General features: G+C 69.7%; 10 protein-coding genes. 4 read left to right on the forward strand and 6 right to left on the reverse strand.

Annotation, left to right across the window (positions count from 1 at the left end):
- Positions 1–4: 4 nt before the first annotated feature.
- The gene (locus tag ACZ6IE_RS13890; RefSeq protein ID WP_464608450.1) at positions 5–1,627 is read right to left on the reverse strand and encodes a glycosyltransferase family 39 protein; all 1,623 of its coding nucleotides are present in this window, start codon (positions 1,625–1,627) and stop codon (positions 5–7) included.
- 161 nt (positions 1,628–1,788) lie between these two features.
- Entirely contained in the window at positions 1,789–2,232 is a 444-nt protein-coding gene (locus ACZ6IE_RS13895) for a GNAT family N-acetyltransferase (RefSeq protein ID WP_464608451.1), read from the reverse strand.
- 41 nt (positions 2,233–2,273) lie between these two features.
- Here ACZ6IE_RS13895 and ACZ6IE_RS13900 point away from each other — a divergent pair, with 41 nt between their 5' ends.
- On the forward strand, positions 2,274–2,825 hold the full coding sequence (locus tag ACZ6IE_RS13900; protein WP_464608452.1) for a hypothetical protein: 552 nt from the start codon (positions 2,274–2,276) through the stop codon (positions 2,823–2,825).
- Positions 2,826–2,898: 73 nt separating this feature from the next.
- Complete coding sequence (locus ACZ6IE_RS13905) at positions 2,899–4,491, forward strand: phosphatase PAP2 family protein (protein WP_464608453.1); 1,593 nt, start codon at positions 2,899–2,901, stop codon at positions 4,489–4,491.
- 31 nt (positions 4,492–4,522) lie between these two features.
- Here the strand turns inward: ACZ6IE_RS13905 and ACZ6IE_RS13910 are convergent, their stop codons facing one another.
- Complete coding sequence (locus ACZ6IE_RS13910) at positions 4,523–5,593, reverse strand: SDR family NAD(P)-dependent oxidoreductase (RefSeq protein ID WP_464608454.1); 1,071 nt, start codon at positions 5,591–5,593, stop codon at positions 4,523–4,525.
- A gap of 61 nt (positions 5,594–5,654) precedes the next feature.
- Here ACZ6IE_RS13910 and ACZ6IE_RS13915 point away from each other — a divergent pair, with 61 nt between their 5' ends.
- A complete protein-coding gene (locus tag ACZ6IE_RS13915; RefSeq protein ID WP_464608455.1) occupies positions 5,655–6,215 on the forward strand; it encodes a TetR family transcriptional regulator in 561 nt (186 codons plus the stop codon).
- A gap of 80 nt (positions 6,216–6,295) precedes the next feature.
- Here ACZ6IE_RS13915 and ACZ6IE_RS13920 read toward each other — a convergent pair whose 3' ends face one another.
- Positions 6,296–8,227, reverse strand: a complete 1,932-nt coding sequence (locus tag ACZ6IE_RS13920) for an alpha/beta hydrolase family protein (protein WP_464608456.1) — start codon at positions 8,225–8,227, stop codon at positions 6,296–6,298.
- A gap of 202 nt (positions 8,228–8,429) precedes the next feature.
- Positions 8,430–9,323 carry a dihydrodipicolinate synthase family protein gene (locus ACZ6IE_RS13925; protein WP_464608457.1) on the reverse strand — a complete coding sequence of 298 codons (894 nt, stop codon included), beginning with the start codon at positions 9,321–9,323 and terminating at the stop codon, positions 8,430–8,432.
- 149 nt (positions 9,324–9,472) lie between these two features.
- On the opposite strand from ACZ6IE_RS13925, the gene ACZ6IE_RS13930 reads away from it, so the two are divergent.
- Positions 9,473–12,043 (forward strand): glucoamylase family protein, encoded by a 2,571-nt coding sequence (locus tag ACZ6IE_RS13930; RefSeq protein ID WP_464608458.1) that lies wholly within the window; start codon positions 9,473–9,475, stop codon positions 12,041–12,043.
- Positions 12,044–12,124: 81 nt separating this feature from the next.
- Here ACZ6IE_RS13930 and ACZ6IE_RS13935 read toward each other — a convergent pair whose 3' ends face one another.
- Entirely contained in the window at positions 12,125–13,297 is a 1,173-nt protein-coding gene (locus tag ACZ6IE_RS13935) for a glycoside hydrolase family 1 protein (RefSeq protein WP_464608459.1), read from the reverse strand.
- Positions 13,298–13,310: the final 13 nt, after the last annotated feature.

A 13,310-nucleotide genomic window follows, 5' to 3' on the forward strand; every position in this document is an offset into this window, starting at 1 on the left:
GCGCTCAGGGCAGCTCGGGCGGCGTGCGCACCATGCGGTAGATGACGCTGCGGTTGACCTGGATCATCTGCTGCGGATAGAAGCCCAGCCGCTGCAACTCGGCAATGTCCTCGAGTGAGCGCCCCTCGCGTTCGACGGCCCACACGGTGTCGTGCTCGAGCAACGCGGGGGCGGCCTCGGGCAGGGGGCGCACGACATCCCACAGCTGGTCGCGTGCGAGGAATGGCGTCACGAGGGCCACATCGGTCAGCCCCGCGAAACGATCGGGGTAGAGGTCGATCGACAGGCGCGGTTTCTGCGACGGTTTGATGTCCTCGGCGAAGACGACGGCGTCGCCCGGGGATGCATTGCGCGCGATCGCGTCGGCCACCTGCCGCAGATCGCTGCCGCCGTCCTTGCCATACGGGCCACGCTGCGCGAGGTAGACGGGGGCGGCGAGCGCGGCGACGAGCAGGACGGCCAGGGCGGGCAGCATCCAGCCGGCCCTCGTATCGCCCCGTCGGGCGAAGGCTGCGAGCGCCGTGACACCGAACCCCATGAGCAGCGCAACGGCGGGCGTGCAGAAAGCGACGTAACGCAGGTTGTACATGGGCGTGATCAGGGCATTGCCGAGGAAAAGTAGCGCGGTCGGCGCGATGACCCACACCCCGAGCACGAGCGCCGCGCGCCGACCCGAGCGGATGGCCGCCACGAGACCGACGACGATGAGCGCCCAGGCCGCGACGGCGAAGAGGGCCGATCCGAACCACTGGCCGACGAGCGCCGACTCGAGCGTGGCGTAGTTGCGGCGGGCGAGGAAGCCGATCTGTCCGCGCTGCGCGAGGCCGAAGACGACGACGGGGGCGGCGAGCACCGCGGCGAGAACCAGCGAACGAGCCCAGGCCCGCCACATCCGCGCGCCCGGTTTGAAAGCGATGAACACGGCGACGTGAACGAGGGCGAGGAGCGCGAGATAGAGGAACAGGTAGAGGCACCCGGCGACGGCCACCCCGAAGAGCGCCCAGATGCGGGGGCGCAGGTCGCCGCGGCGCACGAGGGCGACGAGCCAGTTGGTCAGCCAGACGGCGGCGGCCATGCCAAAGGCGTAGGAGCGCGCCTCCTGACCCATCATGGTGACCTGCGGAATGACGGCGAAGACCAGCCCGGCCACGATCGCCGCCCGGCCACCGAGCAGCTGTCGGCCGAGCATGACGGTTCCCGCCGCGGCGACACCAGCGGCCACGGCACTCGGCAGGCGCACGGCGAATTCACCCGTGCCCACGAGACCGGTCCAGAAGTGCAGGAACAGATAGTAGCTGCCGTGCACGGCGTCGATATTGCCAAGCAGGGCGAAGAGGTTGGGGATGCTGCGCTCGGCCGACATGACGCTCGCGGCCTCGTCGCCCCAATACGACGCGTTGCCCGATCCGGCGGCCGAGACGACGGCGGCGAGGAGCCCGATCGCCCAGGGGATCAGAGCACGTCGAGAGAGGGCCGTGCGGAATCTCGGGAGTGAGCCGGGATCGCGGAGGCCCCGGCGTCCGCTCCCGGCACGAGTCACCTCGGGCTCGTCAGCGGCCTCGCGCGATCGAGCAGGGCTGGCTGCACCGACCGTCGCGGTGGGTTCGGTGAGAGGTGACGCGCTCACGACAAACTCCTCCCGACGGTCCCACTGTGCCGGAAACGAATGAATCGGCCAGACGTCCGAGGCAACCACCCGGCGGATTGCCGGTGAACGTTCGGGGAACCCGTCTCCGGGGTCGCACCTCAGCGCTTCCGGCCCAGCGCTTCCAGCTCGGCGCGTCGGGCCTACCGCTTCAGGCTCATCGGGATGTGCGGGATTCCGTCCTCGTCGTAGGGCTCCCCGTCGAGCGCGAATCCGAACCGGCCGTACCAGCCCTCGAGGTGCGATTGCGCCCCCAGAAGAACGGTGTCGGCGTCGGCCGTGAGCTCGAGGCCGCGGCGCATCAGCACGGCCGCGAGACCCCGGCCCCGAGCATCCGCCGCCGTCGCCACGCGCCCGATGCGCTGCACCGGTGAACCCAGCCCCAGCACGCGGATGGTGGCCAGCACGTGACCCTGTTCGTCTTCGGCCCATACGAGCAGGGTGTCGGATGCCGCATCCAGCCCGTCGAGGTCGGGGTAGGCGCTCTGCTGCTCGACGATGAACACGTCGACCCGCAGTTTGAGGATGGCGTAGAGGGTGGGGGAATCGAGGTCGGCGAGTGCCGCTTCCTTCACGATGACGGTCATCCCTCGATCGTATGTGCCCGGCGCGCGCCTAAACTTCGAGGGTGACCGAGCATGACGACGAGAGGGCCATCGACGAGACCACCATCGGCGAGCTGCGGGCGACGATCGCGGCCGCCGTCGAGCGACTGAGCGCCGCCGGCGCCCGCACAGAGGCGCTCGCGCAGTATGTGCCCGAGCACCGCACCCTGCTGATCAAACGCAACGCGGTCATGACGCCCATCGGTCGCGTCTGGCGTCTGGGCGTCTTCTTGCTGGGCGAGGACGGCACGCTCTATCGCACGGGTTCGCTCACGCGCGCCGTCGAGCCGGGTCGGCCGGCCTACCAGTCGCTCTCGGCCGAGACGCGGCGCGAATACCGGGCGGCCGCCTCCCGCGGCAAGTTCACCGAGGGCGAGAGCGTGAACTACGACGCCGAGGTGATCGAGCTCGCCGCCGAGGCGCTGCACGACGCCGACGGCCCGCTGTTCCTGCACGGCGGGGCCGCGCTCGTGCGCTGGAACCCGCGCGCCACCGCCGACACCGCCACCCCCTTCTCGGCCTACCTCGCCGACCGCGTCGAGTTGGCGGTCAACCCGCCGGCCGGCGCCAACTGAGCCCCTTCCAGCAGGCCCGCGCACTCTCCGCAACCCTCAGCGCGATCGAGGCCGCGCCACCTACCCTGGGTGGATGCTTCTGCCGCGCGTCCTCCGCCCCGTCCACACCCAGCGCCGCGCCCAGGTGCTGCCGGACTGGCTGCTGAGCCTCGACCGCACGATCGGTTCTCGCATCAACACGCATGCGACGCCCCCGGGCGTCGACTCAGCCCTCTCCCGCCTGTCACAGGCGGCCGACCACAGCAAGCTCTGGTTCGCCATCGGCGGCGTCCTGTTTCTGGTCGGCGGGCGTTCGCGCAGCGGTGCCGTGCGCGGCCTCGCGGGTCTCGCGGTGGCGAGCGCCGTGAGCAACCTCGTCGGCAAGAGCCTCTTCGGCGGCGACCGGCCCCTCCTCTCCGATGTGCCCGTCGGCCGACGCCTGCGCCGCACCCCCACGTCGCCGTCGTTCCCCTCCGGACACTCGGCGAGCGCGGCCGCCTTCGCCGCGGGGGTCGCGCTCGAGTCACCCGCCGCGGGCGCCGTGGTCGCGCCCCTGACAGCCGCCGTCGCCTATTCGCGCATCCACACGGGCGCCCACTGGGCCTCGGATGTCGTGGGCGGCCTCGCCATCGGCGTCGGGGTCGCGCTCGTCGGCCGCGCCCTCGTGCCGACGCGTCACCAGTTGCGCCGTCGCGACCCGGGCCCGCGCGTCTCGCTGCCCGTGCTCGACGAGGGCGACGGACTCTTCGTCGTGGTCAACCCGTCGTCCGGTTCCGGCCGCGCGTCGGCGGCGCTCGGGCCGGACCCCGAGCAGCAGATCCGGCGCGCACTCCCCCGCGCCGACATCCACGTGCTCGCGCCGCGCGACGACCTGGCCGATCTCTTCCGCGAGGCGGCCGGGCGGCAGGGCGTGCTCGCGCTGGGCATGTCGGGCGGCGACGGTTCGGTCGCGGTGGCGGCGCATGCCGCGCGCACGGCCGACCTGCCCCTCGTGGTGTTCCCGGGCGGAACCCTCAACCACTTCGCGGGTGCCGCGGGAATCGACAGCTTCGCTGACACCATCGAGGCCGTGCAGCGCGGCGAGGGCACCACGGTCGACGTCGCCGAGGCGCGCATCGACGGCGACGACCCGATCACGGTGCTCAACACCGCGTCGATCGGCGTCTACCCCGAACTCGTCGAGGAGCGAGAAAAGCTCGAGGACAAGATCGGCAAATGGCCGGCGGCACTCGTGGCCGGGCACAAGGTCCTGCGGCGCAGCCAGCCGGTCGAGTTCCGGCGCCAGGACGGACCGGTCCGGTCGTGGACGCTGTTCGTGGGCGTCAACCGCTACCACCCGCGCAACATCATCCCGCTGTCGCGGCGGTCGCTCTCGGACAACCTGCTCGACATCCGGTCGATTCGAGCGGATGTCTCGGCCTCCCGCCTGCGCGTGTTCGCGAACCTGGCGCTCGGCAGCTATCTCTCGTCCTGGCTGCGCTCGGTTCCCGGCGTGGGAACTCTGCTCGCCGTGCACACCGAGACCCGCACGACCATGGATTTCCGGGTCGACGCATCGGTGGCGTTCGCGCACGACGGCGAGGTGCGCGACGCCGCGCCCGCTGGTTTCCCCGTGTCGATCGTCATGGTGCCCGGCCGACTGCGCATCTACCGCAGCGACCGCAAACGCCGCCGCACCGTGAAGTGACGGTGCGGCGGCGTTCAGCGCTCGCGCGGATCTAAACGGCCGACCAGCCACCATCCGAGGGCAGGATCACGCCGTTGAGGTTCACGGCATCGTCGCTCAGCAGGAACGTGATCGACGCGGCCAGGGCGTCGGGCTCCACGGCATCCGGCATGGCTGCCATGGCCAGGCGCACGCGTTCGGCGCCGAGCTGGGAGCCGAATCGCGCCTCGATGTTGGTGATGGTGGGCCCGGGGGCCACGGCGTTCACGCGGATGCCGGTGCCCGTGTACATGAAGGCGCTCGACTTCGTGAGTCCCGCCACCGCGTGCTTCGACGCCGTGTAAGCCGCACCGGCGGCTGATCCGCGGAGCGCCGCCTCGGACGCGACGTTGACGATCGAACCCGTACCGCGCGGCAGCATGACGGGCACGACGGCGCGCATGAGCTTCATGGTGCCGGTCACGTTGATGGCGAAGACGCGGTTCCAGATGTCGTCCGAGATCTCGTGCACGGGTGTCATGTCGTCCATGATTCCGGCGACGTTGGCGAGGGCGTCGATGCGGTCGCCCGCGGCCTCGACGATCGCAGCGACGGAGGCGTCGTCGGTGATGTCGCCGGCGACCGACACGATGTCGGCGTCGGGCAGGCTCGCGGCGAAGTCATCCAGGCGTTCGGTCGAGATGTCGACGGCGACCACACGGCCGCCCTCGCGCGCGACCCGCGAGGCCACGGCCCGCCCGATGCCCGAGCCGGCCCCCGTGACGACGACGGTCTTGCCGGTGAAGCGTCCCTCGGTGACCTTCTCGACCCAGTCGACGCGGGGCGCACGGGGGCGTGCGGGCTGAGCGGGCACGGGTGCTGCGGCCGCTGCCCCTTCGGTGCTCGGCAAATCGCCGGCCGCGGCACGGGCCACGAGCACGTCGACCATCTCTTGCGGAAAAGCGCCCTGGCTCATGGCCACGAGGCGGCCGAGCGTGAGGTTGCGCACGGGTCGCAGCGAGTCGGGCGTCTGGCCGCCCTGCGCGAGCAGCTCGGCGAAGAGGGCGCCGCCGATCGGGTCGTCGAGCCAGTCGGCGATGGTGGTCTCGGCGGTGAGGTGGGGGGCGTTCTGGGTCACGATCATTCCTTCGTCTCGGTGGAGCGAGTCATACCGGACAGCACTGTCCGGTTGTTATGCTACACCGATGCCCTCCACGCCGAAAGCGAATCGCGGCCCCAGCGCGGGCCCCGAGAATCGCCGCGCGCTCATCGCGGCCGCGCGCGAGGTGTTCGCCGAATCGGGCTTCGCGGCACCACTCTCGGCCATCGCGCGCCGGGCCGGCGTCGGTCAGGGCAGCCTCTACCGGCATTTCCCCGATCGCCTGTCGCTCGCGGTGGCGGTCTTCGACGACAACATCGCCGAGCTCGAGGTGCTCGTGGCCGACGACGACGCCACGGTCAGCACCCTGTTCGACGCCCTCACCGAACAAGCCCTCGCCTCGACGGCCCTCGTCGAGGTCATGACCACGCATCGTCACGACCCGCTCGCCGAACCGCTGCGCACGCGCGCCACCGCCATCGTCGAGGCGCTCCTCGTGCGCGACCAGGCGGCCGGCCGCATCGCCGACCACGTCGAGACGGAAGACGTCCTCCTCGCCATCGCCATGCTGGCCGTCCTGCTGTCACGCACCGACGAACGCGACCGCCCCGACGTCGCGACGCGCGGCCGCCGCCTGTTCCGCGCCGCCTTCGCCCTCCCCGGCTGACCCCGCCCCGCACGCGGACACGACGAAGCCCCCTGCCGGAGAACCGAAGGGGGCTTCCTGTCAGCGCCGAGGGGTGCGAGCTAGCTCACGAACGTCAGCGTGTTGGTCACCGAGATGACCGTCACGACCGAGGCGATGATGAAACCGCCAAGGTAGGGGTTGTTCGTCGCGCGGTAGATCTTGCGCGAGATCACAGCCGCCGCGGCCAGGATCACGATCACGGGGAACAGCCAGATGCCGAAGATGCCGGCGAATCCGGGGATCAGGTCGCCCGTCACGAAGAACGTCCAGTACTGCGCGATGACGAGCACGAGCACGGGAAGCGCGTTGAACAGCGCCAGGATCGCCGTGTTCACCCACTCCTTCTTGCGAATCGTGAAGCGGTTGAAGCTGTTGATGGCCACCGAGTTCGCCACGTAGTAGACGAGGAATAGGGGCAGGTAGAGCACCGCGATCCACACCTTGTCGGGCGTGAACGCCTTGACCGCGAGCACCCAAATGCGGAAGTCCGTCTTGAAGAAGTAGTCCACGAGGAACACGATGCCGAAGGCGGCGACGACCACGACGAGGCCGAGACCGATCGACTGCAGGATGGCCTTCCACCCCGGCAGGATGCCGACCTCGCGCAGGTTCTGTCCGTTCTTGCGGCCGAACAGCAGGTAGGAGACGACCATGACGACGATGCTGAACACACCGTTGATGGCTGCCCACAGCCCGATGAAGAACGGCGCACCCTGAACGATGAAGGTCGGGGCCGAGTTGTAGATGATGGGCGCCAGCGCGGTCGACTGGCTGAGGGCGATGTAGCTCCAGCCGGAGAACAGCGCCGAGACGACCAGTGCACCCCAGAACCAGTAGAGACCCTTGCGGGTGGACGGGTTGAGCTGGAACGGTTCGGTGCGTCGCAGTCCGGCGAAGGCGCGCGTGCCCAGCAGGGCCTTGGTGAAGGCCACGAGGAACATGCCGAAGCCGATCAGGCCGATGGCGTTGAAGAACGCCTTGATCTGCCAGGTCTGCGAATCGGCGGCCAGGGGGCTGGGGGCGCCGAGCGTCTTCTCGAAGAAGTCGATGGTGTACTCGGTGGTCTGTTTCGAGAACGGTCCCCACGGGTGGGTCTGCGCGGGCGTGTAGAGCACGCGCACCGCGTCGTCGCCGTCGACGGACTGCTCGTAGTACTCGCCGGCCGTGCGCTTGTCGGTGCTGTCACCCTCGCCGAAGTGCAGGAACGACTGCGCATTGGGCGTGCCGACGAATTCGCGCGGGGTGGTGATGGCGGCGCCGTCGGCGTCGTAGCTGCGGAAGAAGAACTCGTCGTACTGATCGGCGACGAGCCCGACATCCCGGGCACCGTAGTTGTTGACGTAGGTGGTGGGGTCTTCGAGGTCCGAGTAGAACGCCTCGTTGTCGACCAGCAGCACGGCCGAGATGAGGGGCGTCTCGGCCTGGTTGTCGGCGATGACCGAGTAGTTGGCCGCGCGGGCGCCGTTGGAGTGGCCCTCGATGCCGATCTTGGCGGGGTCGATGTAGGGCAGCTGGGCCGCGAGCTTCACGGCGTCGTACATGCCCGTGCCGTTCTCGGACTCGCCGCCGAGGGGCAGCGGGTCGGAGTTGCCGTGGCCGTACATGTCGATCGAGATGACGACGTAGCCGCGCTTGGCGAGCTCGACGTAGTTGGCGTCCTGCATCTCGCGCGAGTTCCACCAGCCGTGGCTGACGACGATGACGGGGGCCTTGTTCTCGGCGGTCGCGGTGTCGGGTTTGAACAGCAGGGCGCTGAGTTCACGGCCCGAGCTGGTCTCCCAGCGCATGTCCTTGACGGCCACGGTGGCACCGTTGGTCTGCACGAAGAATGCGCCGACGGCCGAGACGAGGCAGAGCAGCAGCGAGAGGGCGAGCCAGAAGTTGTTGCGGCGGATGAATGGGAGCGGCGATGTCGAGCCGGAGCCCGTTGCCGGGGCGTCGTTGTGAGGACGCGAGGGGGTGGCCGATCGGCCGGCGGATGAGGTATCCATGAACTGCTGTGCATCTCCTTTGATTCCGAGCGCGCCCATGTTTCTGGCGCCCTGTCGATGCTATCCGCCGGAAAACCGCGGAGAGGCCCCGAGAACTGCACGGTTGTGCGTTTCTCTCGGCCCGGATCGTCGGAGTGTGCGCTCCGGCGACAATCGCGTGCACGGATGCCTCAGCGAGCCGATGGGGCGCGCCTCATCGCCGTCAGAGCGAGATGTTTGCGACCGTAAGCGCTTCCGCGACGAGGCGCATCCCTTCGGCGTCGAGCGGCCGCACCGGACGGCGCAGATTCATCCGCCGCACCAGGCCCAGCTGCTCGGTGAGGGCCGCGACCACAGGATAGGTGCCGTAGCGGGCGAACAGTTGCCAGATCGGTTGCAGCCGAGCGGACGCAGCGCTCGCGTCGTCGGCCGAGCCGGCCCGCGCGGCCCGCACGAGCTCGAGGCATTCGACCGGGAGCGTGCCGCCGAGCACGCTGAACCAGAGGTCGCATCCGGCCGAGAGGCCCGCGGCGGCCGCGTCGTCGCCGCTCACGCCGATGGCCACGGTGGCGGGGATGAGCGCGCGCAACCGCGCGACGCGGGCGGCGAGGACATCCACGCCGGCGGCCGGCAACGGCAGTTTGATGGCGGCGACGGGCCGCAGCTGGGCGACGCGGCTGTGCAACTCGTCGCTGAACGTGACGCGTGTGGCCACGGGATTGTCATAGACGGCGAGGGGAACCGACAGGTTGGCGCACACCTCCTCGTAGAGCGCGAAGACCTCGTCATCCGAGAGGGCTTCATAGGTCATGGGCGCGAGAATGACCGCCGCCGCCCCCGCCTCCTGGGCGTCTTCGATGTGATGCAGGATGTCGCGCATACGCAATGCGCCCACCCCCGCTATCACGGGCACCCCGTCGGCGTGCCGCACCGCGACCGTCACGGCACGCGCCCGTTCTGCCCGGTCCAGGTAGGCGTAGCTGCCCGTCGAGCCGAGTGCACCGATCGAGTCGACACCCGCCCGCGCCAGGCGGGAGATCAGGCGCGCGTACTCCGCTTCGCCGATAGCCGCCTCGGTGAGCGGGGTGGGGGCAAAAGCACTGAGTCCTGTGAACATCGCAGCTCCTTCGGTAAACGGTTGAACTTCTGATATTCACATTCTGGTGCGTGAGCATGTTAGCTGATACGGTCTGAGCATCGGCGCGTGCGCTAGGGTTCGCCAACCTGCCGCGTGTCGCCGGCTGCCGGCCAACCGAAGGAGCTGCCGTGAAGACCAGATCCCCCCTCCGCCACCGGGTCGCGAGCCTGGTGGCCGCGGGCGCCGTGATCCTCGGCCTCGCCGCCGGGCCCGCTCAGGCGCGCAGCACCGCACTCTCCGACCCGCTCCTCGAGGCCACGGCCCGCGACACCTGGTCATCTCTCGTCGCCATGACCGACGAGCGCACGGGCCTCACGGCCGACGGCATCGCGGGTGATCTCGCGCACGATTCCCGGTCCGGTTACACGTCCACCACCAACGTGGGCGGCTACCTCTGGTCGACCATCGCGGCGCGCGACCTCGGCATCATCACGCCTGGCGAGGCGAGCGAGCGGTTGGCCGCCACGCTCGGCACCCTCGAGACCATGCCGCGACACGCCGCGAGCGGCATGTTCTGGAACTGGTATCGGCCCGTCGACGGGCAACCGGTGATCGACACGAACCCCGACGGGTCGTCGAAACCGCCGTTCGCCAGTTCGGTCGACAACGCCTGGCTGGCCGCGGCACTGCGCGTGGTCGTGGGTGCGGAAGCTCCGCTCGCGGCGCGCGCGACGGCCCTCTACGACAGCATGGACTTCTCGGTCTTCTACGATCCTCAGGCCGCAAGCGCCCGCGGCACGGGGCTCAACCGCAATGGCTTCTGGCCCACCTCGCCGGCCGAGTGCAGCATCCCCGGCAACTTTCAGAGCGGCCAGACCGAGACCCTTTTCTACAACTGCTCGACCTACGACACGACCGTCAGCGAGACGCGGATGACCACCTACCTGGGCATCGACAAGGGCGAGGTGCCCGCGAACGCGTTCTACGGCACGCTGCGCACCATGTCGCCGGGCTGCGACGCCGATTGGCAGGAGCACAAACCGCACGGCGTCTCGCGCACTTACGACGGCATCACAGTCTTCGAGGGCACCTACCGCTACCGTGGCATGAGCATCGTGCCCGGGTGGGGCGGCAGTATGTTCGAGGCGCTCATGCCCGACCTGTTCGTGCCTGAGGCGACGTGGGGGCCGCGATCGTGGGGACTCAATCATCCGCTGACCGTGCGGGCCCAGAAAGAGCACGGCATCGATGAGGCCGGCTACGGCTTCTGGGGCTTCTCGCCCGCGAGTGACCCGTTCGGCGGGTATGCCGAATACGGGGTCGACGAGCTGGGCATCAAGGACGACGGCTATCACTCAGATCGCGAGCGCACCAACGTCGACCGCGATCACGCCGACTGCAACACCGGCGCCAACCCGGCTCCGACGTTCGGCGACGGCGTCGTCACACCGCACGCCAGCTTCCTGGCCCTCGGTTATGACCGCGCGGGAGTGTTGGACAACCTGGGCCGGCTGCGCGCGCAGTTCGAGTCCTACGGCCCGGGCGGTTTCTACGACGCCGTCGCCGTGCGCAGCGGCACCGTGGCGAAACGCTACCTGTCGCTCGACCAGTCGATGATCATGGGAGCAATCCTCAACGCCGAGCGGGGGGACGCGCTCAAGGGCTACTTCGTCGACGAGCGATTCGAGAACGCCATCCGGCCGCTCATGCAGGCCCAGATCTTCGGCTCGAGTGCCGAACCAGAGGCTCCGGCCTTCACCGCCCCCGCTGCGGGTCATCCCCTCCCGGCCGGGCCCGTCGATTTCGAAGGCACGGCAGAACCGGGCGCGATCGTCTCGGTGGGCGGCACTCCAGAACCCGTCGTCGGCGCGGGCGGCGCGAAACCCGATTCGGATGGCTCGAGCTCCGGGCCCGGAGGTGCGGCGGCCCCGGCCGATGCGCTGTGCCGGGCCGTCGTCGCCGCGAATGGCACGTGGGCGTGCACGGCCGCCGATACCGACGGGGTGGGCGATTCCGTCGCACTGAGCTCGCGCGCCGACGATGGCGTCGAGGCGCGCGGTGCGACACTCTCGCTCGTCGCCGTGGTTCCGACGCCCACGCCCACACCAACACCCACACTCGCCCCCACCCCGACGCCCACGTCGACACCCGCGCCCACCGCAAGCCCGACGGCTACCGCGTCGCCCAGCCCAACGGCCACTCCGGTGCCCAGCGCAACTCCGGCGCCGAGCCCGACGAGCTCGCCCACTCCGACCGTCGTCCCGACGCCTTCGGCTACGCCCACGCCGACGCCGGTCCCGACCGCCACGCCGTCACCGACCGCGACACCGTCGAGCACCCCCACACCGACACCTGTCGCAACAGGGTCGAACACACCCACACCCACACCGCCACCGACATCGACACCGATCGATACCCCCGATCCGACCGATACCCCCGATCCGACCGCCGTGCCGTCACCGGGCACGCCGACCGACCCGACCCCCGACACTGCCGGCCCCGCCGCGCCGCGCCCGAACGATCCGTTCGCCCCCGTGCCGGGCCTCGTCTCCCCGTGGCCGGGCACCGCAGCCCCGTTCGCCGACGCGTCGAACGTGCACCCGGCCACCGAATGGCCGCACCACGCTCGCCCGTTCCTCTCCCTGACAGGTCCGTCTGAGATCGTGTTGGCCGTCGCCGCGCTCATCGGCGGGCTGACACTCACACTCGGGCTCCTCGCGGCGCGCCACAGCCGACGCCGTCACGACGCAGCGAACTAGGTTCCGCTCAACGCAGAAGCGGCCGCATCCGGGTGGATGCGGCCGCCGACGTGCGTGAGGCCGGGCCTCAGTCGAACGCGATCAGGCGAGACCGCCGCGCTTCGCGACATCCCCGAGCCAGGCGAGGCTCGGCTTCGGCGTGCGCACGAACGTCTCGCGGTCGACGGCGATGAGGCCGAACGTGGGGCGGAAACCCGACGCCCACTCATAGTTGTCGAGCGCGGACCAGTGCTGGTAGCCGAGCACCTCGACACCGTCTTCCATGGCCGCGTGCAGGCCCGAGAGGGCACCCTCGGTGTAGGCGATGCGGCGCGTGTCGTCGGCCGTGGCGATACCGTTCTCGGTGACGATGACGGGCGTGTGGTCGCTCTTCTCCCACGCGCTCCGCACACCCAGCTGCAGGGCATCCGGGAAGAATTCCCAGCCCGTGAGCGTGGTCTCGACCTCCTCCGAGACCGGCAGGGGGCCTTCGGGCCCGATGAACGTGCGCGTGTAGGCCTGCACGCCGACGAAGTCGTCGCCCGCCGACTGCTCGAGGTACCAGTCGTCGCGCGGGTAGCCGTATTCGTGCAGCTTCTCGTCGGCGCCGGGCTCGCCCGTGGAGTGGAACGCCTGCGTGGCGACCGTCCAGCCGCTCTTCACGTGCGACAGCTGCGAGAGCACCTCGCGCGAGCGATGGTGCGATTCGAGCAACGTGTCGGCCACGCCGAGGTCGGGGTTCGGCAGGCCGAAGGCGACGAGGTTCGAGGCATCCTCGCCACCGGCCAGCATGGCGGCGATGTTGGGCTCGTTGATGGTGCACACGTAGGTGACGTCGTCGAGGATGGGCAGCACGGCCTCGGTGTAGCGCGCGAACAGGTCGGCGGCGTCATCCGCTCGCCAGAAGCCGTCGTCGAACATCCAGCGCGGCACGGTGAAGTGCATGAGCGTGACGGTGGGGTCGAGGCCCAGGTCGCGCGCGGTGTCGACCATGCGGCGGTAGTGGTCGAGTTCGGCGCGCGAGAAGAAGCCGCGTTCGGGTTCGATGCGGGCCCACTCGATGCTGAAGCGGTAGGAGTTGAGCCCGGCATCGGCCAGCAGCTTCATGTCTTCGGGGTAGCGGTGGTAGCTGTCCATGGCGTCACCCGAGGGTTCGACCATGTTCGAGTTCTCGGCGTGCTCCATCACCCACCAGTTGCTGTTGATGTTGTTGCCTTCGATCTGGTGCGCGGCGGTCGCCGCACCCCAGAGGAATCCGTTCGGGAAGCTCTTCACGATTCTCCTTGAG

This window comes from Okibacterium sp. AC114 (assembly GCF_979253355.1).

Bases quoted from the DNA above. Each gene is read 5' to 3' on its own strand.
- ACZ6IE_RS13915 (WP_464608455.1), top strand. From the start codon at position 5,655: ATGCCCTCCACGCCGAAAGCGAATCGCGGCCCCAGCGCGGGCCCCGAG.
- ACZ6IE_RS13920 (WP_464608456.1), bottom strand. From the start codon at position 8,227: ATGGATACCTCATCCGCCGGCCGATCGGCCACCCCCTCGCGTCCTCAC.
- ACZ6IE_RS13905 (WP_464608453.1), top strand. From the start codon at position 2,899: ATGCTTCTGCCGCGCGTCCTCCGCCCCGTCCACACCCAGCGCCGCGCC.
- ACZ6IE_RS13910 (WP_464608454.1), bottom strand. From the start codon at position 5,593: ATGATCGTGACCCAGAACGCCCCCCACCTCACCGCCGAGACCACCATC.
- ACZ6IE_RS13895 (WP_464608451.1), bottom strand. From the start codon at position 2,232: ATGACCGTCATCGTGAAGGAAGCGGCACTCGCCGACCTCGATTCCCCC.
- ACZ6IE_RS13925 (WP_464608457.1), bottom strand. From the start codon at position 9,323: ATGTTCACAGGACTCAGTGCTTTTGCCCCCACCCCGCTCACCGAGGCG.